General features: G+C 34.1%; 26 protein-coding genes. 11 read left to right on the forward strand and 15 right to left on the reverse strand.

The window, feature by feature from the left end:
- Positions 1–5: 5 nt before the first annotated feature.
- A complete protein-coding gene (locus Q5N74_RS11945; RefSeq protein ID WP_304389061.1) occupies positions 6–1373 on the forward strand; it encodes a TolC family protein in 1368 nt (455 codons plus the stop codon).
- A 63-nt stretch (positions 1374–1436) separates the two neighbouring features.
- Positions 1437–2114 carry a tRNA (adenosine(37)-N6)-threonylcarbamoyltransferase complex dimerization subunit type 1 TsaB gene (gene tsaB, locus Q5N74_RS11950; protein ID WP_304389062.1) on the forward strand — a complete coding sequence of 226 codons (678 nt, stop codon included), beginning with the start codon at positions 1437–1439 and terminating at the stop codon, positions 2112–2114.
- Here the strand turns inward: tsaB and Q5N74_RS11955 are convergent.
- The 5 genes from Q5N74_RS11955 to Q5N74_RS11975 form a co-directional block, all read right to left on the reverse strand.
- The gene (locus Q5N74_RS11955; protein WP_304389063.1) at positions 2111–2932 is read right to left on the reverse strand and encodes a mechanosensitive ion channel family protein; all 822 of its coding nucleotides are present in this window, start codon (positions 2930–2932) and stop codon (positions 2111–2113) included. The two genes, tsaB and Q5N74_RS11955, sit on opposite strands and share 4 nt — an antisense overlap.
- Before the next feature lie 84 nt (positions 2933–3016).
- On the reverse strand, positions 3017–3370 hold the full coding sequence (locus Q5N74_RS11960; RefSeq protein WP_304389064.1) for a DUF1304 domain-containing protein: 354 nt from the start codon (positions 3368–3370) through the stop codon (positions 3017–3019).
- Positions 3370–5403: a thioredoxin domain-containing protein gene (locus Q5N74_RS11965; RefSeq protein WP_304389271.1), complete on the reverse strand. Its 2034-nt coding sequence runs from the start codon at positions 5401–5403 to the stop codon at positions 3370–3372. Before Q5N74_RS11965 ends, Q5N74_RS11960 begins: the two co-directional genes overlap by 1 nt.
- Positions 5404–5543: 140 nt before the next feature.
- Positions 5544–5744: a dodecin family protein gene (locus Q5N74_RS11970; RefSeq protein WP_304389065.1), complete on the reverse strand. Its 201-nt coding sequence runs from the start codon at positions 5742–5744 to the stop codon at positions 5544–5546.
- A gap of 47 nt (positions 5745–5791) precedes the next feature.
- Positions 5792–6694 (reverse strand): NifU family protein, encoded by a 903-nt coding sequence (locus Q5N74_RS11975; RefSeq protein ID WP_304389066.1) that lies wholly within the window; start codon positions 6692–6694, stop codon positions 5792–5794.
- A gap of 171 nt (positions 6695–6865) precedes the next feature.
- Between Q5N74_RS11975 and Q5N74_RS11980 the strand changes: the two genes are divergently transcribed.
- Together Q5N74_RS11980 and Q5N74_RS11985 are read left to right on the forward strand one after the other, a co-directional pair.
- Positions 6866–7867: a type IX secretion system membrane protein PorP/SprF gene (locus Q5N74_RS11980; protein ID WP_304389067.1), complete on the forward strand. Its 1002-nt coding sequence runs from the start codon at positions 6866–6868 to the stop codon at positions 7865–7867.
- Between the two features lie 74 nt (positions 7868–7941).
- Entirely contained in the window at positions 7942–8457 is a 516-nt protein-coding gene (locus Q5N74_RS11985) for a gamma carbonic anhydrase family protein (RefSeq protein ID WP_304389068.1), read from the forward strand.
- Between the two features lie 136 nt (positions 8458–8593).
- Here Q5N74_RS11985 and murI read toward each other — a convergent pair whose 3' ends face one another.
- The 8 genes from murI to Q5N74_RS12025 all read right to left on the reverse strand — a co-directional run bounded on the left by murI (position 8594) and on the right by Q5N74_RS12025 (position 16932).
- Positions 8594–9373 (reverse strand): glutamate racemase, encoded by a 780-nt coding sequence (gene murI / locus Q5N74_RS11990; RefSeq protein WP_304389069.1) that lies wholly within the window; start codon positions 9371–9373, stop codon positions 8594–8596.
- A 117-nt stretch (positions 9374–9490) separates the two neighbouring features.
- Positions 9491–9997 carry an OmpH family outer membrane protein gene (locus tag Q5N74_RS11995; protein WP_304389070.1) on the reverse strand — a complete coding sequence of 169 codons (507 nt, stop codon included), beginning with the start codon at positions 9995–9997 and terminating at the stop codon, positions 9491–9493.
- A 30-nt stretch (positions 9998–10027) separates the two neighbouring features.
- Positions 10028–11047 carry an OmpH family outer membrane protein gene (locus tag Q5N74_RS12000; RefSeq protein WP_304389071.1) on the reverse strand — a complete coding sequence of 340 codons (1020 nt, stop codon included), beginning with the start codon at positions 11045–11047 and terminating at the stop codon, positions 10028–10030.
- Between the two features lie 168 nt (positions 11048–11215).
- A complete protein-coding gene (locus Q5N74_RS12005; protein ID WP_304389072.1) occupies positions 11216–13837 on the reverse strand; it encodes an outer membrane protein assembly factor in 2622 nt (873 codons plus the stop codon).
- Entirely contained in the window at positions 13770–14510 is a 741-nt protein-coding gene (locus Q5N74_RS12010; protein ID WP_304389073.1) for an isoprenyl transferase, read from the reverse strand. The genes Q5N74_RS12005 and Q5N74_RS12010 overlap by 68 nt, the downstream gene beginning before the upstream one ends.
- Before the next feature lies 1 nt (position 14511).
- A complete protein-coding gene (locus tag Q5N74_RS12015; protein ID WP_304389074.1) occupies positions 14512–15198 on the reverse strand; it encodes a DUF6089 family protein in 687 nt (228 codons plus the stop codon).
- A gap of 99 nt (positions 15199–15297) precedes the next feature.
- Positions 15298–16182 carry an NAD kinase gene (locus Q5N74_RS12020; RefSeq protein WP_304389076.1) on the reverse strand — a complete coding sequence of 295 codons (885 nt, stop codon included), beginning with the start codon at positions 16180–16182 and terminating at the stop codon, positions 15298–15300.
- A 90-nt stretch (positions 16183–16272) separates the two neighbouring features.
- On the reverse strand, positions 16273–16932 hold the full coding sequence (locus Q5N74_RS12025) for an acetoin utilization protein acuB (protein WP_304389077.1): 660 nt from the start codon (positions 16930–16932) through the stop codon (positions 16273–16275).
- A gap of 176 nt (positions 16933–17108) precedes the next feature.
- On the opposite strand from Q5N74_RS12025, the gene Q5N74_RS12030 reads away from it, so the two are divergent.
- The 6 genes from Q5N74_RS12030 (at position 17109) to clpX (ending at position 22626) form a co-directional block, all read left to right on the forward strand.
- Positions 17109–17822 (forward strand): pyridoxine 5'-phosphate synthase, encoded by a 714-nt coding sequence (locus tag Q5N74_RS12030; RefSeq protein ID WP_304389078.1) that lies wholly within the window; start codon positions 17109–17111, stop codon positions 17820–17822.
- 28 nt (positions 17823–17850) lie between these two features.
- Positions 17851–18612, forward strand: coding sequence for an alpha/beta fold hydrolase (locus Q5N74_RS12035; RefSeq protein ID WP_304389080.1), 762 nt, complete (start codon positions 17851–17853; stop codon positions 18610–18612).
- Between the two features lie 36 nt (positions 18613–18648).
- Positions 18649–19002, forward strand: a complete 354-nt coding sequence (locus tag Q5N74_RS12040; RefSeq protein WP_304389081.1) for a phage holin family protein — start codon at positions 18649–18651, stop codon at positions 19000–19002.
- A gap of 138 nt (positions 19003–19140) precedes the next feature.
- Positions 19141–20469 (forward strand): trigger factor, encoded by a 1329-nt coding sequence (gene tig, locus Q5N74_RS12045; protein WP_304389082.1) that lies wholly within the window; start codon positions 19141–19143, stop codon positions 20467–20469.
- Positions 20470–20645: 176 nt separating this feature from the next.
- Positions 20646–21320 (forward strand): ATP-dependent Clp endopeptidase proteolytic subunit ClpP, encoded by a 675-nt coding sequence (gene clpP, locus Q5N74_RS12050; RefSeq protein WP_304389083.1) that lies wholly within the window; start codon positions 20646–20648, stop codon positions 21318–21320.
- A gap of 73 nt (positions 21321–21393) precedes the next feature.
- Positions 21394–22626, forward strand: a complete 1233-nt coding sequence (clpX, locus tag Q5N74_RS12055) for an ATP-dependent Clp protease ATP-binding subunit ClpX (protein WP_304389084.1) — start codon at positions 21394–21396, stop codon at positions 22624–22626.
- Between the two features lie 228 nt (positions 22627–22854).
- On the opposite strand, the gene Q5N74_RS12060 is transcribed toward clpX, so the two are convergent.
- Positions 22855–24453, reverse strand: coding sequence for an OmpA family protein (locus Q5N74_RS12060; protein ID WP_304389085.1), 1599 nt, complete (start codon positions 24451–24453; stop codon positions 22855–22857).
- Between the two features lie 145 nt (positions 24454–24598).
- Positions 24599–26113 carry a GH3 auxin-responsive promoter family protein gene (locus tag Q5N74_RS12065; RefSeq protein WP_304389086.1) on the reverse strand — a complete coding sequence of 505 codons (1515 nt, stop codon included), beginning with the start codon at positions 26111–26113 and terminating at the stop codon, positions 24599–24601.
- A gap of 43 nt (positions 26114–26156) precedes the next feature.
- Here Q5N74_RS12065 and Q5N74_RS12070 point away from each other — a divergent pair, with 43 nt between their 5' ends.
- Positions 26157–26948, forward strand: a complete 792-nt coding sequence (locus Q5N74_RS12070) for a DUF2797 domain-containing protein (protein WP_304389087.1) — start codon at positions 26157–26159, stop codon at positions 26946–26948.
- Positions 26949–26994: the final 46 nt, after the last annotated feature.

The following is a 26994-nucleotide window of genomic DNA, read 5'->3' on the forward strand; positions in this document are numbered from 1 at the left end:
TTAGAATGAAAAACAGCTTACTTGTAGTGGTGTTTTTAGTGAGTTTATCCTCATTTTCACAAAATAAAAAATGGACCTTACAAGAATGTGTCGATTACGCGCTTGAAAACAATATTACCGTAAAGCAGTCGGAACTAGATACCGATATTGCTGAAGAAAATATTACGAGTGCCATTGGTAATTTTTTGCCATCGGTAAATGGATCAACTTCAGGGAATTTTAATTTCGGTTCCTATATTGGTCAAGACGGAAGTCGTATTTCTAGCAATACTTTCGGGTCGAGTTTAAGTGTGAATGCAGGTGTTACCATTTTTAATGGCTTTAGAAACACCAATTTATACAAACAAGCAAAATTAGGATTAGAATCTAGTAAAGTGCAACTTCAAAAGTTGAAAGATGATATTTCGTTATTTGTGGTAAACAGTTATTTAAACGCTTTATTAAATAAAGAAAATTATAAAATTGCGGAAGAGCAATATAAAGTTACCCAGCAACAAGTGGAGCGCATTACGGTGTTATTTAATGAAGGTTCGCAGCCAAAATCGGCATTGCTAGATGTGGAGGCGCAATTGGCAAGTAATAAAGAGCAGCTTATTAATGCTCAAAACAGCATTGATTTGGCATTGTTGAATTTAGCCCAATTATTACAAATATCTCATAGAGGTTTTGATGTTGAAGAGGTTACTTTCAATTTGTCTTCCGTTGAATTGCTTTATAATGATACCGATCAAATATTTAATAAAGCCCTGGGTGATAGACCCGAAATACGCGCCGCTGAAATTAATATCGAAAATTCTGAATTAGATATTGAAATGGCAAAAAGCGCTTTTTATCCATCAGTAAGTTTGGGTGCTGGTTTAGGTACCTCGTATCAACACACCTTGGGGGAAAAAGATAGACGGACTATTGTTGATCCTAATACAGGAACCATCAGCTCCATTCCAAACGGTTTTGGAACACAGTTTAATAATAACTTAGGTTATAACGTAGGTGTAAGTATAAGTGTGCCTATTTTTAATGGTAATAGAACAAGAGCAAGTGTTAATAGAGCGATTATTAGTAGTAAACGTACGGCTTATGGTTTAGAACAGGCAAAGCAAGATTTGCGTTCTACCATCGAGAATGCCTATTTAGATGCGCGAGCCGCTTTGAATCAATACCAAGCCTCTAACGCGTCGTTAGTAGCGCAAGAGGAAGCGTTTAGAACGGCCAAAGAAAGTTATAGTCAAGGTGTAACCACTTCTTTTGAATTTGAACAAGTGAGAAACCGTTTAATAAGTGCTCAATCGACATTAGCAAACTCGAAATACAACTTTGTATTTAAATCGAAGTTATTAGAATTTTATTATGGCATTCCAATAACATTAGATTAAATAATATTTCTTTAATTTTGTAATTCCCGCCAAAGCGGGAATTTATTTTTAAAAACAATCTTTTTGGCACTAATACTTAATATAGAAACTGCAACAACCAATTGTTCAGTATCACTTTCAAGAAACGGAGAAACTGTAGTTTTAAAGGAGGATAATAGTAAAAACTATTCGCATGCGGAAAGCTTGCATGTGTTTATTGATGCTGTTTTAAAGGAAGCAGGCATTACTTCAAAAGACTTGGATGCTGTGGCAATAAGTAAAGGTCCTGGGTCGTATACAGGCTTACGTATAGGGGTATCGGCAGCAAAAGGACTTTGTTTTGCATTAGATAAACCATTAATTTCTGTGCCTACTTTGGAAGCTTTGGCGCATCAAGTAATCTGCACAGAAGGTGTTATTGTAGCCATGTTAGATGCCAGACGCTTGGAGGTCTACGCTGCTATTTTTAATTCAAATCACGAAGAAATAAAAGAAACTGAAGCACAAGTTTTAGATGAAAACGCTTATGCGGATTATCTAAAAGAAGGCAAAGTGTATTTTGTGGGTAATGGTGTTGAAAAAACAAAGGCTTTAATCAATCACCCCAATGCTATTTTTATTGAAGATAAATTACCATCGGCAAGTGAGATGAGCTTATTGGCTTTTAATAAGTACAAAAAAAGCGACACCGAAGATGTCGCCTATTTTGAACCTTATTATTTAAAAGATTTTGTGGCTTTAAAACCTAAGCCCAAAGCCTAAGCTTGCTTTTGTATCTCCACTTGATGTGGATAAGGAATTTCTATTCCAGCCGTTTCTAGTCGGGTTTTACCTTCTTCTAAAACTAACCAGCGTAAATTCCAAAAATCTTCATTATTGGCCCAATAACGTAAACTTAAGTTCACAGAACTGTCACCTAATTCTGAAACGACTACCATTGGTTTTTTTCCTTCTATTTGAAGTGCTTCTTTTTGTTCATTCACTAAATTGAGCAATACATCTTTAGCAAGCTTAATATCACTATCATAGCCTATACCAAAAATCAAATTTTCTTTTCTAGTGCCTTCTTCACTAAAATTAATAATATTATCATTAGATAATTTTCCGTTTGGAATAACCGCTATCTGGTTTCCTGGAGTCGCTAATTTTGTGTTGAAAATGCTAATTTCCTTTACGGTACCTTCAATGCCTTGACCTTTAATAAAATCTCCAACTTTAAATGGTTTGATTATTAAAATAAGGACACCACCAGCAAAATTTGCTAAAGAACCTTGAAGCGCTAAACCAATAGCCAATCCTAAAGCGGCTAAAATGGCTGCAAAAGATGTGGTTTCTACGCCAACAGTTCCTAAAACAACTATAATTAAAATGATCTTTAAAGTCCAATTAGTTAAGTTTAATAAAAACTTTTTAAGGCTTTCATCATAACTTCCTTTAGTCATTACTTTTTTTGCGCTTTTTAATAGGTTTTTAATAACCCAAGAACCAATAATCCAAATGGCTATAGCTCCAAGAATTTTTAGTCCATATTCTAAAGCTAATTCAAGCCATTTTTCTGCGTCGATGTTTTCTAAATTCATATGTGTTTTTAAATTTTTAAAATGCAAAACTAAAGCTATTATAGCCTTTTTACTAGTTCTTATAGTGAAATAATCGTTAAAATTCTATAAAAAGCTACTTAATAATGCCAGAATAGCAGGTACTGCTTGTACATAAAACAATTTTGTTTTCTTGGTAGAATATGCGCCATAAATACCAGCAATAATAACACAGATTAGAAAAAATGAAGCCGTTTGTATGTTTTCTTGAATGATTGAAAACACCAAACCAGCAGCTAGAAACCCGTTGTATAAACCTTGGTTGGCGGCAAGTACTTTGGTTTCTTCTGCAAACTCTTTAGATTTTAATCCGAAGGCTTTCATTGTTTTGGGTTTTGTCCATAAAAACATTTCTAGAATTAAGAAATACGTGTGTTCTAGGGAAACAAAGGCAACTAAAAGATTAGTTAAATAAGTCATTATTTTAAGAATTTAATAGCTTGATCTACTTCAGATACAGGAAGTTTACAAGCTTTGTTTACACATACGTAAATTAAGGTTCTATTGGGGGCGTATCTGTTTTCTAATAGGGGTAAATTATTTTCTGTTGTACTACCAGCAATTAGTTTATTAGGTAAGTATGTTTTGTTTAATGCGACTATTTTTTGTTTAGCATCTTTACCCACAATAGCCACTTCGTAATATGGGTTGGTGTAATTCATCATTAAATCTAACCAATTCGAATAGCTTGAAGGGTAGTCTTGTATTTCGGGTTTTACATTATTTAAAATGGTTGTAGCTGTGATTTTATAGTGTTCATCATCAAAATAATGCGATAATTTAAACAGGTTTTTGGCCATGATGGAGTTGCTCGCGGGAATCACATTATCTCGATATTCTATACTTCTTGAAACTAAATCAGTATCGGAATTGGATGTAAAAAAGAACATTTTACTAGAATTATCAAAAAAGTGGGTGAAGGTATAATCGGTTAATGTTTTAGCTGTAGTGAGCCATGTTTCATTAAGAGTGACTTCATAGAGCGCTATATAGGCTTCGATTGTTGCTGCATAATCTTCCAAATAACCATTTATAGTGCTCTTTCCGTTTTTATAGCTATGGTTTAATCCGCCATCTTTCCGAAGTTGATTTTCTTTTATAAAAATGGCGTTTTTTTCTGCAGCTTGTAAATATTCGGTTGTGTTAAAGGCGCTATAGGCATTCACATAGGCTTTAAGCATTAGGGCGTTCCATGAAGTTAGTGTTTTATCATCTAATCTAGGTTTTGAACGCTTGTTTCTAATTTCTAATAAAGTTTTTTTCCAATGTTTTACTTTAGTGTTTAGCGTTTCTTCTGAAATCTTATGTTTTTCAATAAAGGAAGCATCATCATCGTTTCTAATAAGTACGTAATTGCCATATTCCCACAGCCCGTAATTGTTTATGTTGTAATAATCCGAGAACAATTCAAAATCTGCTTTTAAAAGAGTTTTAAGTTCATCCTTTTGCCAAACGTAAAAAGCACCCTCTTCCAATTCTCCTTTGGGGTTGGTACTATCAGCATCTAAAGAAGAATAGAAGGCACCATTTTTGGTGGTCATATCTCGGTTTATGTGTTCTAATGTTTGGGTTACTACATTTTTGTACAATTCGTTTTTTGTAACAAGATAGGCATCGGAATATAGACTCACCAATTGCGCATTGTCATACAGCATTTTCTCGAAGTGGGGTACATGCCATTTGCTATCTGTGGAATATCTTGAAAAACCACCTCCAACATGATCAAAAACACCGCCATACGCCATTTTAGTAAGCGTTAAATTTACAAAATTGAGTAGGTTTTCGTCCTTGTTTTGGCAGGCATAGCGCAATAAAAAATGGTAGTTATTGGGCATCATAAATTTGGGTGCGGAACCTATGCTGCCTTCTTTATTATCAAAATTCTCAGACCAGTTTTTAACAGCTGTTTCAAGAAACGATTTTTCAAAAACGGGTTCATCTGTATTTAAATCAACAACGTCTATAGATTTAATGCCTTGTTCCAACTTATCAGCATACTCATAAAGCTTTTTAGGATCGTCTTTATATAGTTTTGAAATTTGCTCAAGGGCACTAAGCCATTGGTCTTTTTTAAAGTACGTACCGCCCCAAACTGGTCGCCCATCAGGAAGGGCAATAACATTCATGGGCCAGCCACCACTGCCAGTCATTAATTGTACGGCATTCATGTATACTTGATCTACATCTGGACGTTCTTCTCTATCTACTTTTATGTTTATGAAATGTTTGTTCATTACTTGCGCCACCAAACTATCTTCAAAACTTTCATGTTCCATAACATGGCACCAATGGCAGGCAGCATAACCAATACTAATAAGTATGAGTTTATTTCCATCTTTAGCTTTTGCTAGAGTTTTGTTATTCCACGCATTCCAATTTACGGGGTTATGGGCGTGTTGTAGCAAATAGGGACTGGTTTCGTGTATTAAATCGTTGGTGTATTGGTGGCTCATAACGTCTTCGTTTTGACCTTTACAACTTACTATATAAATAAATGCTAGGAGTAATATTTGTTTCATAACTCAAAGTTAGAGAAAATTAAGCACAAAAAAAGCGTTCTGTATTTAGAACGCTTATATCATTTTGTTTAAAGTTAATGGACTTCAAAAGAAATTTTTAGGTTTACCCTAAATTCGGTTATTTCACCATTTGTAACGCTTGCACTTTGGTCTTGTACATACACCGATCGAATATTTTTTACGCTTTTCGAAGCATGTTTAACCGCTTTTCTAGCTGCGTCTTCCCAACTTTTATCTGAGTTGGCTAAAATTTCAATAACTTTTAATACAGACATAATTTTAAAACTTTAAGTGAAAACTAAAGTTAATAAAATTTATGTAATTATCCGTTTATCGCTTCAACAGTTTCAACTCTGCCTTTTAGCATTTCTTTTAGCATATTTTCAATACCACTTTTTAAGGTGTAAGTTGAAGATGGGCAACCGCTACATGCACCTTGCAACATCACACTTACATTTTTAGTTTCGGCATCATAAGATATAAATTGAATGTTACCACCATCGCTTGCTACCGCAGGTTTTACATATTCTTCTAGAATGTTGATGATTTCTTTAGACGTATCATCTAAAGATTCATAGTGAGAATCTAATTGAGGTGTCGATTTTTTTAAAGTTTCAGCCGCATTTGGTAATACAACATCTTTGCCGTCTTCAATATAACCTCTTATAAATTCACGTAATTCAATAGTGATGTCTTGCCATTCGGCCATATCAAATTTTGTGATAGACACATAATTTTCGTCAATAAAAACACTTTTTACAAACGGAAAATGAAATAATTCAGTAGCTAATGGCGATAATTTAGCTTCGTCAATGGATGTGAATTCAAAAAGAGCCGTTACTATTTTTTTATTGGCTACAAACTTCATAACCGATGGGTTCGGCGTGCTTTCAGCATAAATGGTAACAGGTACTTTTTTTGATTGAGCTGTTTCTTCAATCACCAAGCCACCATCGTTTAAGTAAGCTTCTATTTGTTCAGCTACTTCATCTTGAACTTCAGACCACTCTACAATACTAAAGCGTTCCACAGCAATGAAATTTCCAGAGATATAAACCTTTTTTACAAAGGGTAAATAAAATAATTGTTGTGCTAAAGGCGATGCTTTAGCCTCATCTATATTGTTGAATTCAAAACTTTGATGTTTGGTAATAAACTCATTAAGTTCGAATTTAATTATGGCGTTATTTGATGTTTCTTGCACAGAAACCTTGAAAGTATTCATTTCAGCTAATTTTTTACAAAAATACTAAAAGAAAACTTTAGATATCCATATATTTGAGTTTTGTTGCCTCTTTTTTAGGGATGAAAGGATGTGGTTAATGCTCTGTCTTTTTTGTGTAATTTTTTAATAATTAAGGCGTTTGTATACTAGCAAACCAACCTGAGTGAACTTATGAAGCTAAAAAATATTTTCATGGTAGCAGTAAGCGTGTTGTGCGCTCATATTACAAATTCGCAAGAAGGCTTACCTATCTATACCGATTATCTTACCGATAATTATTATTTAATTCACCCATCTATGGCTGGAATTGCTAACTGTTCAAAGGTTAGGTTAACCACGCGCCAACAATGGTTTGGGCATGAAGATGCCCCGAAACTAACCACTTTAAGTATGAATGGTCGAATAGGCGATACGCCCTCTGCTATTGGTGGTATTTTGTATTCTGATAGTAATGGATACCATTCGCAAACCGGTGCTTATGTTACCTACGCGCATCACTTGATGTTTTCTAGAACGGAAACCGATTTAAACATGCTTTCCTTCGGGTTAAGCGCAGGGTTTATTCAATATAAGCTAGATGAAACTTCTTTTCTGTTTGATGGTCCCGATCCTATTATTGACGGTGTTGTTCAAAATGAAACCAATTTTAATTTGGACTTAGGGTTTTCTTATCATTTCTTAGATTTTTACGCCCATGGTACTATTAAGAATGTGTTGAAAAATTCAGGAGTTAATAAAGACACTAATATAACAAGTAACTTAAGACGCTATTTACTATCTGTAGGAAACGTGTTTAGTAAATATGGAAGCGAATGGAGTTACGAACCTTCAATCTTGTTTCAGTACAGAGACGGTACTGGTGAAGCGTCAATCGATGTGAATGGGAAGGCCTATAAGCAAATGGAATTTGGTAAAATTTGGGCAGGTTTATCGTTCAGAAATAGTTTTGATGGTGCAGAATATACCAGCTCAGGAAGTACTAAAAGCCAACGTTTACAACAAATTACGCCTATTCTAGGGGTTAATTATAACGAATTCATGTTTGCTTATAACTATACCTACCAATCTAATTCAATTGTGTTTGCTAATGGTGGCTTTCACCAATTAACACTTGGGTATAACTTTAATTGTAGAAGAGAGCGTTACGATTGTAACTGTCCTGCAGTAAATTAAAAAGGCAAGTACGATGTCTTACACCGTTTAAAGTCATAATTTCATTAAAACCTTCAACTTTAAAACTTAAGCAGATGCCAATTATAAAAGCTGTTAACGGAAAAGCACCACAATTACCAGACGATTGTTATATAGCCGAAAACGCGACTATTGTAGGCGATGTTGTTGCTGGTACTCAGTGTAGTATATGGTTTAATGCCGTTATTCGCGGGGATGTAAACTACATAAAAATGGGTGATAAAGTAAACGTGCAGGATGGTGCCATTATACATGCAACTTACCAGACTGCACCTACAAATATTGGTAATAACGTTTCTATTGGTCATAACGCGATTGTACACGGGTGTACCATCCATGATAATGTTTTGGTGGGTATGGGAAGTATTATTATGGACAATTGTGTTATTGAAAGCAACAGTATTATTGCTGCAGGTGCGGTATTAACACAAAACACACGGGTGGAATCTGGTAGTATTTATGCAGGTGTGCCGGCTGTTAAAATTAAAGATGTTAGTGAAGAGTTGATCTCTGGGCAAATAGACCGTATTGCTAATAATTACATAAAATATTCCAGCTGGTTTAAAGAGTAAATTCCTTTGAAAAAAGGAATCTTTTTATTTTGGGCGTTACCCCGAAAAAGGGGTCGGGCTATACGTTGCAAGTCCTCGCTCCTCCGTCGCTGTGGGCTTTCCACTACTATCCCTAACGCAAGTGAATAGTTTAAGCTTAAAAATTCAGATACTCTACATCAAATTTATTATCTAAAAGAGACGCTAACACCTCGGTTTTTCCGTTCGTAAAAAATTGATAATCACCTTTTGCTACCGTACTATTTAATAAATCGTGCTTTTCTAAAATCACTTTGGTTTGTCGCGCCACCGCTTGACCAGAATCAATTATTTTAACATGGTTTGGAAGTAATTCTATCAATAAAGGCATTAAATAGGGGTAATGCGTACAACCTAATACTAAATAATCAATGTTAACATCTATCATGGGTTGTAAATAGCGTTTTAACACACTTCGCATGGCTTCTGATTGTAATTGACCGCTTTCAATAAGCTCTACAATGCCTTCTCCAATACGCTCAACCACTTTAATGTTACTGGCGAATAAATCTGTGGTTTTGTGAAACAACTCGCTAGAAAGCGTTCCTTTGGTTGCCAAAATACCAATGGCCTTGGTTTGGGTATTCAAAGCAGCAGGTTTTATAGCGGGTTCAATACCAATAATGGGAATACTGAATTGGTCTCTAAGCAAAGAAATAGCATTAGTTGTGGCGGTGTTACAAGCTACGACTATAAGTTTACAATCTTGTTTTATAAGATGTTCAACATTTTTAATACTCAAATTAGTAATAGCCTCTTTCGTTTTTAAACCGTAAGGCGCATTGGCACTATCGGCTAAATAGATGGTGTTTTCATTTGGTAAAAGATTATTAATTTCTCTCCAAATAGAAGTGCCTCCAACACCAGAATCGAAAATACCAATAGGTTGTTTGCTCATAAACTAAATATTAATACGGTTGTCCCGTCGAATGGGTTCGAGTGGGTGTATAACAAAAATAAAAAAGCTGCCTTTTAAAAGGCAGCTTTTCGTAAATTTTATTTAGAGTAAAAATGATTAGATACCTAATGCTTTTTTAACATCGTCTAATAAGTTTTTACCATCAGCTAAGATAGTAACACCTTGAGATGAATCTAAAACGTAATCAAAACCTTGAGCTCTACCAACTTTTAAAATAGCTGCTTTTGCTTTTTCAGTAATAGGTTGTAACAAGTCTAATTCTTTTTTCTGAAGATCTTTTTGAGCATCAGCTTGGAATTGTTGGATACGTTGTTGTTTTTCTTGAATTTCTTGACCTCTTTTAGCGTTTTCGTCTTCTGTTTTGTTAACAGCATCTGCTTCGTATTGTTTTAATAAAGCTTGAAATTCAGTAATAGAACTTTGAATATCTGTTTGGTACGTTTTGCTTAAAGTTTCCAGTTGCTTTTGTGCTTCTTTCATCTCTGGCATTGCAGTAATTAAATCTTGCGTATTTATATGAGCAATTTTGCCTTGAGCGTTAGTGAAACTTACGGTTCCAATACATAATGCAGTTGCTAATAATAAAGTCTTAAATTGTTTCATTTTTAATTTGTGTTAATGTGTTATAAATTGTTATTTGTTGTCGGTACTATCCTTAGCCTTTTGGCGCTCTTCAAGAATTTTATTTTTTCTATCTTCTAATTCTTTTTTTCGAGCTTCTCTTTCGGCCAATTTTTTCTGTCTATTATCTTCAATAAGTTGGGCTTGTGTTTTTACTTCTTCAACTGCCTCCACTTTTTGTACTGTTTCCGTTGGTGTTGCAACAGATTTAGCAGTGTCTTCTGCTTTTACTTCAGGTGTATCAGATGTTGTTTTGGCATCTAATTTATCCTGTTTTGCTTTTTCACGCTCGTCTAATATTTTTTGACGCTTGTCTTCAGCTTCTTTTACTTTTGCTGCACGAGCATCTAGTATTTCTTGTCGGCGTTTTTCAACAGCGCTATCGCGTTCTGCTTTTTTCTCCTCCAAGGCTTTTTCACGTGCTTCTAAATCATAATTAATTTCTGGCACTAATTCTTCTGCTTCAGCAGCTTTCCGTTCCGATTTACTTTGAGCCTGTGTACGTTTGGCTGTTCTCGTAATACTTCTTATAATTTGATCGCTTAAATCATATTGTTTTGCTGAATACAACATCACAGCATCTGATGATTTATCAAAAATAAAATCATACTGTTTTGTGGTGGCCATATCTTGAACTGCTGCAAAAATTTGATCTTGGATAGGCTGCATCAGTTGTTTCTTTTGAATAAACAAATCGCCATTAGGTCCAAAACGTTTTTGCTGATAGTCTAAAATTTCCTTTTCTTCAAAAGCAATATCTTCTTCGCGTTCGTCAATAAGTTCTTTTGTTAAAAGTGCTTTTTCGTTGCTTAGATCTTTTCGTTTTTGTTCCACAGCACTTAATTGGGCATCGATGTCGCTTTTCCATTTATTTGCTTTCGTGTTTAATTGCGAAGTAGCTTCCTGGTATTCCGGAATGTTTTCTAAAATAAACTCGGTGTCGATATAACCAATTCGAACACCGCGTTGCGCGTTAACCGAAAAGCTTATCATAAAAACTAATGTCAGTAAAAAAAGAACGTTATTTTTCATGTGTCTGTTTTTAATATTTAATTGTTTTTAAATTCTAAAAATCGACAGATGATTTTTCTGATTCTGCCACTTTTTTGAATTAGATCTTCAAAATTAACGAAATATAATCTTAAAAATTTTAATTCTCATTTAAATCATCAAAGTGTTAATAGAAAAAATCGTGCCAAATTAAAATTGTTGTCCAATTATGAAGTGTGTTTCCCATCCATGGCTACCAGTTTCACCCAGTGATTCAATAGGGTCAAACCCATGACCAAAGTCAATACCTAACAATCCGAAGGCTGGCATAAAGATGCGAATACCTAAACCGGCAGAACGTTTAATATCAAAAGGATTATAATCTCTAAAGCTGTTATATGAAGCACCTCCTTCAATAAAACCAAGGGCATAAATTTTTGCCGATGCTTTTAAGGTAATAGGGTAACGTAACTCTAACGAGAATTTGTTATAAATAGTTCCACCATCATTATCAGATAATGATTGGTTCGGGTATCCACGTAAGGCAACAGCCTCTCTACCATCTAAACTATAACTACCTAAACCATCTCCACCTAAGAAGAAACGTTCGAAAGGAATAACACCTCTATCATTATTATAAGCGCCTAAGTAGCCAAATTCTACACTTGGTTTTAAAACTAAGTCTTTAGTGATTTGTGTGTACCAATCACCTTTAAAGTTTACTTTGTAAAATTCTAACCATTTGTAACGCTCTTGATCAATAACGGCTAATGCTGTAGCATCTTGATCTAATACGGCTTGCTCTCTATCTTCTTTTAATTGGGTGTAATCTACACCATCAAACATAGAATAAGGAATTGATAATTTTGCTGTCGCAGAAAATTTTGAACCTCCTGTTGGGTATATTGGGTCTACATTGGTGTTGTCTCTGCTTAAACCTACCGTGTATGATAAGTTGTTAGCATACCCATTTCCAAAGGTAAATAAACCAGTGTTGTAATTGTTTAAATCGTAACGTTGAAAACTTACGGCTTGCGATAGTACAAAGAAATCATCTGGTACTTGTAAGCGTTTCGCTAAACCAAAGGTGATACCTGTGATGTTAAAACTTTTAGATTTATCAGCATTTCCAGTCGTATAATCATATAAAAACTGTTTGGTATGCGATATAGAAGTTGAAAATTGTACCGGACGTTTTCCTCCTAACCAAGGCTCAGAGAATGAAAAACTATAGGTTTGGTAAAAACGACTGGCTTGTAAACGCAGTGCTAATTTTTGACCATCACCCATTGGTATTGGTTTGTAAGCGTCTTTTTTAAAGATATCTTTAATAGAGAAGTTATTGAATGATAAACCTAAAGTACCAATAAAGCCACCACCACCGTAACCACCTTGTAATTCTATTTGACTAGAACCCGTTTCTTTCACCGAGTATTCCATATCAATAGTACCTTCGTTAGGGTTTGGGTTGTTAAAGTTAGGCGATATCTCTTGGGCATCGAAAAAGCCTAATTGACCAAGTTCTCGCACCGTACGTACCACATTGGCTTTACTATAAAGTTGCCCTGGGCGTGTTCTAATTTCACGATATACCACGTGATCGTTTGTTTTATCGTTTCCTACTACAGATACGTTATTGAAATAGGCAGGCTTTCCTTCGGAAATTCTAATCTCCATATCAATAACATTATTATCTGCACTTACTTCAACAGGATTGATACTTGAGAACAAATAACCACTGTTTTGATACAGATTCGTAATATCATCGCCATCTGGTTTTGAGTTGTCTGCAATACGTTTTTGTAAAAGAACCCCATTATAGGTATCTCCTTTTTTAATACGCACCATGCGAGCTAACTGCTCGTTTGAATAAACAGTGTTTCCAATAAATGTAATGTCTCCAAAGGTGTATTGTTGCCCTTCATTAACCGTTATTTGTAAAGAGATATTTTTATCATCATTATAAATAATACTATCTGATAAAACACGAGCATCTCTATAACCATTCTCTTTATATTTTTCTACAATATGACCTAAATCTGCCTGATAAGCCGAGTCAATAAATTTAGAACGTTTTAATATACGAAGGCGGTTAATTTTCTTGGTGCCTTTCATGCTTTTACGAAGGTATTTGTCATTTAACACCTCGTTGCCTGTAAATACAATGTCTTTTATTTTTACTTTTTCACCTTTGTCAATATTAAGAACCATATTAACTCTGGCTGTTGGTGTAGAATCTTTAACCTCAATAGTATTGATATGTACTTTAGAGTTTAGATAACCTTCTTTTTTATATTTCTTAGTAAGGAAGTTTTTTGTGGTAGTAATGAGGTTTTCGGTAACTTTTACACCTTTGTTTAACTTACTGTCCTTAATAATACCTTCGTGTTTTCCCTTTTTAACACCATTAATTTTTAACTCGTTAAGTTGTGGAAGGTCGGATAGTCTAATTTCTAGGTAAGCAACATCACCTTCTATACGAGTAATGTATACTTCGATATCACTAAATAATTTTGAATTCCAAAGTTTTTTAATAGCATCACCAATATCTTCACCAGGAATAGCCATTTCTTTTCCTTTGCTTAATCCAGAATAAGTTATAATGGTTTGTTCGCTAAAAGAAGTATTTCCAGAAACAGAAACATCTCCTAGAATGTATTTTTTACCGTTGCTGTGTGGTAATTCTTGTGCTTGAATACTAATGCTACTTATTATTAGTAGAAAAGCAATACCGTGTTTTAAAAATGTTGTCAAAGATAAAATATTAGCTAAGTTGTTCACTTGTTTTCCCAAATCGTCGTTCTCTTTTTTGATATTCAATAATAGCTTCATACAAATGCTGTTTTGTAAAATCGGGCCATAATACGCTCGTAAAATATAATTCAGCATAAGCTATTTGCCAAAGTAAAAAGTTGCTTATTCGTTGTTCTCCACTGGTTCTAATAAGCAAATCTACGTCTGGTAAATTTCGCGTGTAAAGATGCTCATTTATAATTGATTCATCAATTTTTTCCGCCGAAATTATATTATTTTTAACTTTAATACTAATCTCTTTAACAGTATTTAGCAATTCTTCGCGAGAGCCATAGCTTAAAGCTAGGGTTAATGTCATCCTAGTATTGGCGCTTGTTTGCTCGATTACTTCGTGAAGTTCTTTAAAAACTTTTTTGGGTAAGCTGCTTAAATTACCAATAGCAGCTAGTTTGATGTTGTTTTCTTGAAGGGTTTTTATTTCTTTTTTTAATGAAGAAACTAAAAGTTTCATGAGGGTTTGTACTTCTAGTTTTGGACGGTTCCAATTTTCGGTAGAAAAGGCGTACAATGTTAAGTTCTCAACACCAAGTTCCGCGCAAGCTTCCACTGTTTGTTTTACTGATTTTGTGCCATTCTCGTGACCAAAAGCACGTAACATGCCTTGTTGTTTTGCCCAGCGCCCATTACCATCCATAATAATGGCAATGTGTTTTGGTAAGCCTTTGCTTTGTAGAGTTTCCTTTAAATCCATTTTAATTTACACAATAACATGGGTTTTCACCAAATGTATAGGTTAAGGTAATGCCCGAAAACACATACCAATCGTTATTATTTATATTGCCAAATCTGTATGGCATATGGCTAGCATCATCTGGGATGCTTCCATCAAGTTCATCTGAAAAAGTAAGGCGTGCGCCCACTTCTACAGCTAAAATAAGTCGGCCTAAAAAGTTTGATTTAAAACCTAAAGCCATTGGGATGCCATAAGCCCAACTAGAATTGTTTTCGCTGGTTTGTTGACCATTTAAAAAATAATGGTTGTCATGATGTGCGATACTTATTCCTGTATATAAATAGGGTGTTGCTACTTTTTCTCCTGAATGCAAGTTGAAATCCATAAAGGTGAATTCCATTCCTGCTGAAACTTCCATGATTTTGCTAGAAAATTCATAACCGCGTTGAATGCGTCTGGGATCGTCTGAATTAACATCGATACCTTCTAACTCGCTAAAAATTAATGAGGCACGGTATGAGTGTCTTTTACTTCTGTTCCATTTATAAACACCTCCAATAGCTAATTGATTGGGTGAAATATAATCGGTTGCACCTACATCTCCAATAAAATTACTGCCCCCTAAAAAGATACCTAATTCGTTAATTTGAGAGTGGCTTAGTTGTATGGTTAAAATGCTTAATATTAATATGGTTAAATGCCTCATAAATATTCAAAAGTTTGCAAATATAATAAATAAGAAATGTCTAATACAATTTGAGCTAAATTGTATGAGTGTAAAACAGCATTTCTTTAAAAATATTGCCTAATTACGTTTGTCTTCGCCCCAAAGGAGCTTTTTACGAAGCGTATCTAGAAAGCTTTCATTTAATAGATCAATCATTTTAATTTTAAAATCGGCTTTCTTAATTTTGATAATGGTGCCATTTTCTAGAGTGGCGATTCTAGAGTCCAAAGAAATTAAATGGCTTTCTTCACGACCTTCAACTCGTAATTGTATTTCGGTTGAATCTGGAATTATTAGTGGTCGAGCACTTAAATTATGAGGTGCAATAGGTGCTAAAACAAAACTATTGGTGTCTGGTGTTATCACAGGTCCTCCACAACTAAGTGAGTAACCGGTAGAGCCTGTTGGTGTCGAAACAATAAGGCCGTCACTCCAATACGAGGTGAGGTATTCCCCGTTTAAATGGGTTTCTACAGTAATCATTGAAGTAGTATTTTTTCTGCTTACTGCAATTTCATTTAATGCGAAATTTAACGATTTAACATCTTCATTTTCTGGGGATGTTTCAATAGATAATAAACTACGTTCTGAAATTTTATACTTACCGTCTATGATATTTTGAATGGCATTTTCTATCTCATTGACTTGAATAGTCGCTAGAAAGCCCAATCGACCTGTGTTTATACCTATAATAGGAATGTCTATGTCTTTTACGAAAGTAATGGCGCGTAAAATAGTACCGTCGCCACCAACACTAACAAGGAAATCGAACGATTTGTCTAACGTATCGAATGTTTTAAACGATTTGTAGGCGTCAAAATTTGGAGATTCTTTCTTTATTAAATGGAAGAATTCCGATTCAATATAGGCATCGGCATCCTTCTTTAATAAATAATCAAATAACCGTTCTACAGAATCTGTAGTGGTTTTATTGTAAAATCGTCCAAAAACGGCAACCTTCATATGTGAATTTTTATTGTTTTTTGGGATGTTTAATACCTCCCAATACTCATTTTAAATAAAACCAACTTTTTGTAATAGGAGGTTTCTGTATTAGATGTTCAAATATTTATTTAAATAATCTGAGCGCTCTTTTAAGCTTTCTATATAACTGTCTTCCTCATGGCCAGACACAATATTGTAACTGTAACGGCGGAAGGTTTGAATAATATCATTAAGCCCAATATTTCCTATTTTCAGGGTTATTTGTGCTAAATCGGGTTGCATTTTAGATACAAAAGCACCTAATAGCCTACCATTGTTAGATTCTACTATTTGGCTAATTTCACTAAAAGAATAATCATTAATGCCCTTTTCAATAACTAAAATGCCTCCTGGCTCGGAGAAAAATGGTGAATCGCTAAATAAACTAATCACTTCTTTTAATTCGTAATACCCCAAATACACGTTTTGTTGGTTTAAAACGGGCATAATATTGGTGGAATTTACCGCAAAAGCTTCTAAAACATCGAGCCACATGGTGGAGTCGCGTACAAAAAAGTTTTCAATAGCATATTTATAGTCGCTAACCGTTTTGTGACTTTCGAAGCAATGCGCATCGTTTTCAGAAAAACTTCCTAAATAGATTTTGTTTTCATCTTGAATAGGAATATGTGAATAGGTTAGCTGATTAAATAGTTGTTGCAAATCGCTTATTTTGCTATCACTATTTAATGGCTTTATGTCGTTAATAATAAATTCTGATAGTTTCATCTGTTCTTTTTTAGGGGTTAATTTTTCAGATGTTACATACATATAGTCAATTTTACTTCGTCATAAAATTTAGCTATGCATGTTTCAATATCCTATTTATATGAATGCAAATTAATCAAAAAAAAAGCATATATGGCTGTTCTACTTTGTATTTTTGTCTTTTAAAACAGTGATACATGACAAAGTTAAGTGTAAATATTAACAAGATAGCAACTTTAAGGAATTCTAGAGGCGGTGATGTGCCAAATGTGGTGCAATTTGCAAAAGATGTGCAACGATTTGGTGCCGAAGGTGTGACAATACACCCCAGACCAGACGAACGCCACATTCGATATCAAGATGCACGCGACTTAAAACCTGTTGTTTATACGGAATATAATGTTGAAGGAAATCCTGTCGATTCTTTTTTGAAATTAGTTTTAGAAGTAAAACCTACACAGGTGACTTTAGTACCCGATGCGGAAGATGCGATTACAAGTAATGCAGGTTGGGATACCATAAAGCATAAAGATTTTTTGGTAGATGTGATTAAGGAATTTCAATTAAACGGCATTAGGACTTCCATTTTTGTCGATCCTATTTTAAAACAGATTGAAGGTGCTAAAGCAACAGGAGCCGATAGAATTGAGTTGTATACAGAAGCCTTCGCTCATCAATACGGTTTGGGAAATAAGGATGCAATAAAGCCTTATGTTGAAACGGCCGAATTAGCACATAATTTAGGTTTAGGTGTGAATGCAGGGCATGATTTGTCACTGGAGAACATCAAGTTTTTTAAAGAGAACATTCCGAGTTTATTAGAGGTTTCCATAGGGCACGCTTTAATTGCAGAAAGTTTGTATTTGGGTGTTGAGAACGTTATCCAAATGTATCTTCAAAAACTTAAGTGAGTCTAAAAATAGTAAATCAAAAATCGAAATGCTTTTACATTCAAATATTATAGGCGAAGGCCAACCTTTTGTTATTCTTCATGGTTTTTTAGGGATGAGTGACAACTGGAAAACCCTTGGGATGCAATTTAGTGAGCAAAATTATCAAGTGCATTTGGTCGATCAACGTAACCACGGCCATAGTTTTCATCACGATGCTTTTAGTTATGAAGTTTTAGTGGAAGATTTAAAGCAATATTGCGATTCACATCAACTTGAAAATATCGTATTGCTTGGCCATTCTATGGGAGGAAAAACAGCCATGTTGTTTGCTACGAAATATCCAGAACTGGTTTCAAAATTAATGATTGCCGATATTTCACCACGTTTTTACCCGGTGCATCACGATGCTATTTTAAACGGGTTAAGTGCCTTGAATTTTGATGTTTTAAAAAGCAGAGGTGAGGCCGATAAAGTTTTAAGCACGTATATTACCGATATGGGAACCCGTCAATTTTTACTTAAAAACCTATACTGGGTTGAAAAAGGAAAATTGGGTTTGCGTATGAATTTAAAAGTTTTAAAGGAAGAAGTAGCTGAAGTTGGCGAGCCTTTACCATCGCAAGCAACTTTTGAAAAAGACACTTTGTTTTTACGTGGTGATCGCTCAGAATATATAGGGGTTGGTGATGAAAATATTATTTTAAACCACTTCCCGAAAGCAGAAATAATTACGATTTCAAATGCAGGGCATTGGCTGCATGCCGAAAACCCAACAGCCTTTTTTGAAGCTGTGATGCAGTTTGTTTAGTTATTTATTTTGTATTTTTATTAAAAACCACATATTATGAGCTTACTTCTCAAATTACTTTTAACCGCATTCGCCGTATTTGTTTTATCATATTTTTTACCAGGAGTCACTTTATCGGGAGATGTTTATGTAAATGCTATTATTGTGGCAGTTGTATTAGCTGTTTTAAATTTATTAGTAAAACCAATTTTGGTCATTCTAACATTGCCAATAACCATTGTAACATTGGGTCTGTTTTTACTGGTAATTAACGCATTAATTATTCTATTGGCCGATAAATTAATTGACGGTTTTTCGGTAAGTAGTATCTGGACAGCGATCCTATTTAGTATCTTGCTTTCCATACTACAATCCTTTCTGCATTCGCTTTTAAATGAAGGCAAAAAATAGCTTACAATCAAGCTATTAAAAACTTTGTTGGGTTGCAAAAATGTTATATTTTTGCAACCCAAATTTTAGGTAAAAATTTGGGTTTAAAAATTAATAGTATTTGTTAAATGCCTTATAAAAGGCTTTATATCATTTAAAATGAATATTACAAGAGAAAACGTTGATGCATTAAATGCTGTAGTAAAAGTGGATATCGCTAAAGAAGATTACAGCGCTAAAGTGGAGAAAATCTTAATTGATTACCGTAAAACAGCAAACATTCCTGGTTTTAGAAAAGGCCAAGTGCCAATGGGAATGGTTAAAAAGCAATACGGAAAAGCGGTGTTGGTTGATGAAGTAAATAAATTATTACAAGATGCACTAAATAAATACCTTACTGAAGAGAAATTGGATGTTTTAGGGCAACCATTACCTAAGGCTCAAGACGGAATAAACTGGGATGCTGAAACACTTTCATTTGAATTTGAATTAGGTCTAGCTCCAGAATTTGAAGTTAGTTTACAAGCAAAAGATGCTATTACACAATACCATATCGTTGCTGATGAGAAAATGATTAACGAGCAAGTAGAGCGCATTCAAAAGCAATATGGGAAATTAGTTTCTCAAACGGCTGTAGAAAAGGATAGCGAAATTACTGGTACCTTTAAAAATGAAGAGCGCGAAATAGAAAATAAAGTAACCTTAACTTTAGATAAATTTAAAGGAGAAGCTACAGAAAAGCAATTTATAGGAGCTAAAGCTGGTGATGTTATTGCATTACAAACTAAAGGTCTTTATGATGATGATCATGAATTAATGAATGCTCTAAAACTAGAACATGATGATATACATGGTTTAGATATAGAAGTAAACTTTACAATTGAAGAAGTTAACACACGTGAACTTGCTGATTTAGATCAAGAATTATTTGATAAATTATTTGGTAAAGATACTGTGAGCTCCGTTTCTGAATTAAAAGAGAAGATCAAAGAAGATGCTGAAAAGCAGTTTACACAACAAGCAGATCAGAAATTTTTAAACGATGTAACCGAATATTTAGTTGAAAACACGAAGTTCGATTTACCTGCAGAGTTTTTACAAAAATGGATGCGTACTGCTGGTGAACAACCTTTAGATAGTGACCAAGCAAAAGAAGAATACGAGAAGTCTGAAAAAAGCTTGCGTTACCAATTGATTGAAGGTAAGTTAATTACAGAGAATAACATTCAAGTAACAATGGATGATATTAGAGATCATTCAAGAGAAATGATTAAGGCTCAAATGGCTCAATTTGGTCAAATGAATCCTTCAGATAAAGAATTGGATGATATTGCTGCACGTATTTTATCAAACCAAGAAGAGGCGCGTCGTATTTCAGAACAGTTAATTAGTCAAAAATTATTGGTTCTTTACAAAGAAAAAGCAAACCTTAACGTGAAAGAATTAAGTTACGAAAATTTCGTAAAAGAAGTTTACGGAGATAAATAATAGAGTGCCTTTAAAGAATAATTCATTATATTTAGGCGTTATAATTAGTTAATTATAGCGCCTAATTTGTTGAGTACATTTAGCTTTAAAGATTAAAAGGAGTTTTTAAGTCTTCAATTTAAAATCATTCAATTGATAATTAGGTGTTTAACCTAAAACAACAACAAGAAACAATTATGGATTACGCAAAAGAATTTGAAAAATTCGCGATAAAAGATCAAGGAATAAGCAGTACGTACTACAATAAAATCATGAGTAGCATGTATCCATCAAGCTTAACTCCGAATATTATTGAAGAACGCCAAATGAACATCGCTATTTTTGATGTGTTTTCTCGTTTAATGATGGACCGTATTATTTTTATGGGAACCGCCATTAATGATCAAGTGGCAAATATTATTCAAGCACAACTTTTGTTTTTAGAAAGTACAGATGCTAATAAAGACATTCAAATCTACATCAACTCTCCAGGAGGAAGTGTATATGCAGGTTTAGGTATTTATGATACTATGCAGTTTATAAAACCAGACGTAGCTACTATTTGTACAGGTATGGCAGCATCTATGGGTGCCGTATTATTATGTGCAGGTGCTAAGGGGAAACGTAGTGGTTTAACGCATTCACGTGTTATGATTCATCAACCATTAGGAGGTGCTCAAGGACAAGCGAGTGATATTGAAATTACAGCAAGAGAAATCTTAATTTTAAAAGAAGAGCTTTACAAAATCATTAGTAAACACTCTGGTCAAGATTACGACAAAGTGTATGCTGATAGTGATAGAGATTACTGGATGAAGGCCGATAAAGCTAAAGAATACGGTATGATTGATGAGATTTTAGCCCGTAATTAAATAAAAAATTTGTAACTTTAAAGGATTGTTGCAGAGGGATTTATATGAATTATTCCTTAAAAAGTAAAGATTAATGGCAAAAGAAGAATTAGAATGTTCGTTTTGTGGTCGTAAAAAACCAGAAACAAGCTTATTAATAGCAGGATTAGATGCTCACATCTGTGATAGATGTATTGAGCAGGCTCATGGTATTGTTCTAGAAGAATCGAAACAAAGTGATAGTAGCGATTTATCTGCGGAACTAAAACTGCGTAAACCAAAACAAATAAAAGAGTTTCTTGATGATTATATAATTGGGCAAAACATGACTAAAAAAGTGATGTCTGTTGCGGTTTATAATCATTATAAACGTTTGTTACAACCTGTAACTAAAGACGATATTGATATTCAAAAAAGTAATATCATTATGGTTGGACAAACAGGTACGGGGAAAACCTTAGTCGCTAAAACCATTGCAAAAATGCTTAATGTGCCTTTGGCCATAGTAGATGCAACTGTTTTAACAGAAGCAGGTTATGTAGGTGAAGATGTAGAAAGCATTTTAACACGTTTATTACAAGCGGCAGATTATAACTTAGAGAAAGCAGAAAAGGGTATTGTTTTTATTGATGAAATTGATAAAATTGCTCGTAAAAGTGATAATCCATCTATTACCAGAGATGTCTCTGGTGAAGGGGTGCAACAAGCACTTTTAAAGCTTTTAGAAGGTACTGTTGTAAATGTTCCGCCAAAAGGTGGGCGTAAGCACCCAGATCAAAAATTCATTGAAGTAAATACAGAAAATATTTTATTTATTGCAGGTGGTGCTTTTGATGGTATAGATCGTCATATTTCTAAACGATTGAATATGCAAGCAGTAGGTTACAGTGCTTCTATGTCTGATGATGTTGTAGATCAAAGTAATTTACTTCAGTATATTATACCAAAAGATTTAAAAGATTTTGGTTTAATACCTGAGATTATTGGTCGTTTACCAGTGCTTACTCATATGGATCCGTTAGATGCTGAAACCTTAAGAGCGATTCTTACAGAACCTAAAAATGCGATCATTAAACAGTATCAAAAATTATTCTCTATGGATGATGTTGATTTTACTATTACTGATGGTGCTTTAGATCATATTGTAGAAAAAGCTATTGAGTACAAGTTAGGTGCTAGAGGGTTGCGTTCACTTTGTGAAGAAATATTAACTGACGCAATGTTTGAACTACCAAGTAGTACGGATAAGAAATTAGAGGTTACTAAAGCGTATGTTGAAGAGAAGTTGGTTAAAACTACTTTAAAAAAGTTGAAAGCAGTTTCTTAAAAAAAAAACTAGATTTTATACTATAAAAAAACCACGCTAATTAGCGTGGTTTTTTATTTATTATGGATTTTAATTAATAATGGACATTATGAGGAATTCCAATTAGTTTTTTAAACTTAGTTAAAAATAGACTTAATTTAATACCTCACAATACCGTTTTGTATGCTTTTAGACGATAAGACGAAATACTCGTTCAAAAACTTTTAGAAGTGTATTTAGTCGATGGTGTTAGTTTAAGACAACAAATTCAACACGTCTATTTGTTTGTAAGTCTTCGTTGGTACAAGCGTCTTTACAATCTACTAAGGGTTTGCTTTCTCCAAATCCTTTCGATTCGAGTCGGTCTTTGCTAATGCCTTTACTAATTAAATAGCGAACAGCAGAGGCTGCTCTGTTTTCAGATAAGTTTAAATTGTAAGCAGCCGCACCTACGTTATCAGTATGTGCATTAATAGCAAGTCTCATATCTGGATGCTCCTTAAGGAAGTGTACTATTTTGTTTAATGGAATTTGAGATTCTTCTTTTACGCTGTATTTGGCCGACTCAAAATAAATATTTTCAACAACTAGTCTTAATTCTTCGTCTACTTTGGTGATAACTGGAGCTGAAGTTAATAACTCGATATTTTTAGTATAGGCACTACTGTAATTTCTATCAGCAATAAACTCAAAATCATGATTTTCAAATCCGTCTTTCAGTGTAGAAATACGGTATGATTCATAGGGTGTGACATCAAATTTGTAGCTAGCATCACTTTGTGTTGTTGTTCTTGCGATTTCGATGCCTTCTTCATCCTTTAAAATAACAATGGCATTGGGTATTTTTATCTGTGTTTCTAAATCCAGTATTTTACCTTTTAAACTTTGAACAACGTCTTCGGTAGTTACCGTATATATATCGAAACCACCTTTCCCGTTTGGTCTGTTAGATGATATGTAACCATCCTTTCGCGTTGCTAAAAAATAGGCAACTTCATCGTATGATGTGTTTATTGTGTTTCCTAGGTTTATAGGTTCTTTGTATTTACTTGATAGAATGCGACTCTTAAATAAATCGAAACCACCTATGTTTTCATGTCCTTGAGAAGAGAAATATAAATATTTTCCATCTTTTGAAAGTGATGGGTATTTTTCGTCTAAAGTAGTGTTTATAGTAGCTCCTAAATTTTCAGGTGTACTTAAACTTCCATCTGTATTTATATCAGAAACAAAAAGATCGAAACCTCCTAGTGAACCTGGCATGTTCGATGAAAAATATAGTTTTTTACCGTCTGGACTTACCCAAGGAGTTTCAATAGAAACACCTGTTTTGTTGATGTCTAATAATTCTTGACTTACCCAGTTTCCGTGGGAATCACTTTCTAAAACTGCTTTATATAATTTAAATTCTAATGAGCTTTTATGGTGACTTCTTGTAAAGTAAACGGTGTTTTGATCTGGTGAGAAACTTAATAAATCTTCACTATCTGTAGTGTTTAGAATTCTAGAAAAAAGTAGTGGCAAACTTAACTGTCCATCTGGGGCAATATCTAAACAAAATAAGTCTTTAAAGGCTTCGCGTGTATTGGGGTCTATTTTTGCGAAGGCACCTAATTTTTTAGAAGAGATCATTATAAGTTTGTTTCTAAAAAAATTAGAGCCGAATTCAGAATATGCCGTATTTACACCTGCATCTAAAAGTTCAAAATTAAAACCGTTAGTGCCTATAGCTTTCGCTGTAGACAAGATGTTTTCATATGAAAAATTATTTGCTGCAAAGTTTGAAGGACCTTGGCTAAATATAGTATTCGTAATAAGGAAAATGAAAATAGTGAGAGTAGATTTCATTCTGATAAAAAGTGATTAAAAGTTATTTAGTCACTAAATATATTACGGAGTACAGATGTATTAAAATTTCTTAGACTAACAACGTGAATATTCGTTAATTATCTGTTTTATAGGGAATTATTATTCACGAGAGATTAAATCTCACTTAAGAGTTTAAAGCAATTAATTCGTCTATATATAAACGTGTATTCGATAGCCTTGGTACTTTGTGCTGTCCACCAAGTTTATTGTTCTGTTTTAACCAGTCGTAAAACAAGTTTTTACGAGCTATATTAATTTTTGGTTTGTTTAGTGTGATATTGTTATAACGTTTGGCTTCGTAATCGGAATTTAGGGCTTTCAATGCATTATCAAATAATTCAATGAAATAATTAATGTCTTTCGGGGGTGTTTTAAATTCTATTAACCACTCATGGCCGCCTTTTTCTCTGCCTTCCATAAAAATAGGAGCAGCTGTGTAATCTACAATTTCTGCTTTGGTACGTTTACATACTTTTTTTAAGGCTTCTTCTGCGTTTTCTATAATAAGTTCCTCGCCAAAAACATTTAAAAAATGCTTCGTTCTGCCTGATACTTTAATTCTATAAGGACTTAAGGAGGTGAATTTAACGGTGTCTCCAATTTTATAACGCCATAAGCCAGCATTTGTAGTTATGATAACTGCGTAATTTTGGTTTAGTTTTACATTGCTTAATGGGATGGCTTGTTCAGCTTCAGTCGCGTAAATGTCCATGGGGATAAATTCATAGAAAATACCGTAATCGAGCATTAGTAGCAATTCGTTTGAATCGTTTTGGTCTTGAATGGCAAAAAAGCCTTCCGAAGCATTGTAAATCTCATAATACCTAAAGTCTTTTTTAGGTAGAATTTTTTTGTATTGGTCTTTATAAGGAGTGAAGCTGACGCCGCCATGAAAATAGACTTCTAAATTTGGCCAAACATCGTGTAAATTTCGCTTACCTGTAGTTTCTAAAACATTATTAAGTAACACAAGCATCCAAGAAGGTACGCCGGCTAGACTTGTTACGTTTTCATTTATAGTTTCATTTACAATAGCCTGCATTTTATGTTCCCAGTCGCTCATTAAAGATACTTTGTTGCTGGGAGTACTGCTGAATTCTGCCCAAAAAGGCATATTATCAATTAAGATGGCTGATAAATCACCAAAAGCAGTTCCGTTTTGCCTCGATAATTCTTTACTACCACCCAAACGCAAACTCTTGCCGGTAAATAATTGGGAGTTTTCGTTGTTGTTTAGGTACATGCATAGCAAATCTTTACTGGCAGCGTAGTGGCAGTCTTCCAGAGAATCTTCACTTACGGGAATAAATTTACTTTTAGCACGTGTAGTGCCGCTAGATTTTGCAAACCATTTTATAGGAGTAGGCCAAAAAAGGTTGGTTTCACCTTTCATAGAGCGTTCAATCACATCTTGCCAACCATCATAATTTTTGATTGGGATACGTTCAGCAAAAGTTTTATAATTTTTAATAGACGCAAAATCGTATTGTTTGCCAATTTCAGTGTCTTTTGCGATGTCTAAAAGGCTTAATAGCAATTCGTTTTGTACTTCGTTGGGGTATTTTAAAAACAATTCAATTTGGTGAAAACGCTTTTTTAGAAACCAAGAAGCAATGGAATTTACTATAGGGATTGGCATATTTATTTTATCTTTATTTTTTTTAAAAATAATACTTTTTTTTATGACCTACCAAGGTGTTTTAACAAAAATGGAAACAGAATTTTCTGCTCCCATTGCATATTATTTAGTGTTTGAAAGTGACTTCATAAATATGAACCAGTTGCTTAATAAAACCATAACGATTCAATTTGTGAAATACCAATGTTTAAACTGTGGTTTAGATAGGCCTATTTACCGTCAAGGATTCTGTAAAAATTGTTTTTTTGAAATACCACAGGCTGCAGATTGGATAATGCGACCAGAATTAAGTACGGCGCATTTAGATAAAGAAGATCGCGATTTGGCTTATGAAAAGAAAGTGCAACTACAACCACATATTGTTTATTTGGCCAACTCGAGTAACGTAAAAGTAGGGGTAACCAGGAAAACCCAAGTGCCAACACGTTGGATAGATCAAGGAGCGCATGAAGCTATTGAGATTGTAGAAGTGCCAAACCGTTATTTAGCGGGTATTACAGAGGTGGCTTTAAAAGACTACGTTGGTGATAAAACCAATTGGAGAACCATGCTTAAAAATGAAATTGTAGATGAAAATTTGGTGCAATGGCGTGATAAGTTGAAGCAATACATTCCAGATGAAGCTAAGGCGTATTTTATTGAATCGAATACCGAGACCAATTTGGAATTCCCTGTAGAAAAATATCCTATAAAACCTAAAAGTTTAAATTTGATAAAGAGTCAGAGCTATACAGGTAAACTTACAGGTATAAAGGGACAGTATCTTATTTTTGAAGATGATACGGTTTTTAATGTACGTTCTAATGAAGGTTTGGTGGTTACTATTAGTTTGTAACCTGAATATATAGACCTTTAATGAGGTCAAGCTAAAAAAGTCCCAT

This window comes from Mariniflexile sp. AS56 (assembly GCF_030552475.1).
Lineage (GTDB): Bacteria > Bacteroidota > Bacteroidia > Flavobacteriales > Flavobacteriaceae > Mariniflexile.